Origin of the sequence: Okeania sp. SIO2B9 (genome assembly GCF_010672505.1) — a bacterium.
GTDB lineage: Bacteria > Cyanobacteriota > Cyanobacteriia > Cyanobacteriales > Microcoleaceae > Okeania > Okeania hirsuta.
In genome coordinates, this window is sequence record NZ_JAAHGK010001724.1 from 1 (window position 1) to 1,215 (window position 1,215).

1 protein-coding gene and 1 pseudogene are annotated in these 1,215 nt (G+C 34.0%); both read left to right on the forward strand.

What is annotated here, in order from left to right:
* Positions 1–498: thylakoid membrane photosystem I accumulation factor (locus F6K13_RS33985; RefSeq protein ID WP_287290062.1), on the forward strand; the 498-nt coding region annotated here is incomplete at its 5' end.
* Positions 499–1,001: 503 nt separating this feature from the next.
* A pseudogene (locus F6K13_RS33990) lies at positions 1,002–1,215 on the forward strand (alpha/beta hydrolase); the annotation flags it as partial.

Consider the following 1,215-nt stretch of genomic DNA (forward strand, 5'->3'; position numbering starts at 1 on the left):
TTACTAATAGCTACACCAACTGCTTTAGCAAGTCTAAATGATGATAGATTTGATGGTAATATTTTTGCCCTTTATGCGGGTAATGGTTCTCTTGTACCTGCTAGAGTAACATTAAACGAATCTCTCAAAAGTTCTAAACCTGCTCTATTAGTCTTTTTTCTAGATGATAGTAAAGATTGTAAACAATTTTCGACTGTAGTTTCTCAACTTCAAGCATTCTATGGTCGTGCTGCAAGTTTTATTCCTGTTAATGTGGATGCTATTATTACTCCTGTTACTGATGATTCTACAAAATCAGCTTATTATTATGAAGGATTTGTACCTCAAACTGTTTTAATTGACCAAGAAGGAAAAGTTGTTTTAAATGCTAAAGGTCAAGTTGCTTTTGAAAAAGTAGATGATGCTTTTCGAGAAGTTTTTGATTTATTACCTCGCTCTGAGTCTGTTGAACTTAAACGTAGAATTGTTAATGAGATAAATATTGAATTGAGTAATTAGATAAGCATTTCCTACGGACTGCTGCGCAAACAGCGGTCAGCTATCAGCTATCAGCTATTAATTCATTTATTACAGCGCTTTTCGCTCTTGATGAACCACATCTTAACAAGCAAAACCTTGTAGGGGGCGTTCCATGGAACGTCCTTACTGTAGTTTACCCAAATGAAAAACTCTGTAATTCATTGCCTTTAATGTCTTTTCGTCATTGCGACCGATAGGGAAGCAATCTCAAATCCTAGTCTTTCGTACTTCATGCATAAGTCCTGATACAGCAAATTCCACTTTGGTGAAGTACACCCATCGCGGGTAAGATGCTATTGCGGGCAAGATGCCCGCACTACAAACATTTGATTGTTAATATATGTAGCTCATATACACTATATCCTTGTGTTTGCTAATATTTAACCTTGCTTTCTCTCCTTTACCGAATAATTAAGGTTTAATGCCTCTCTTTTCAAGGAGAGATAATTATTAATTATTAATTATTAATTATTAATTGTTTAATGCCAATGTATTCTAAATTTTTACCAAAATTAACCGAAAGTCTGACTGAATCTACATCTATTTCTTTTGCTCAAAATATTCAGTATCAATCAATTTATACTCCTCTGATTTCTCAAACAATTAATACAAGTTTTGTCTCTCAAGGTGAAGGTAATACCCCGATTTTATTACTCCATGGTTTTGATAGTTCTATTTTTGAATTTCGTCGCCTTA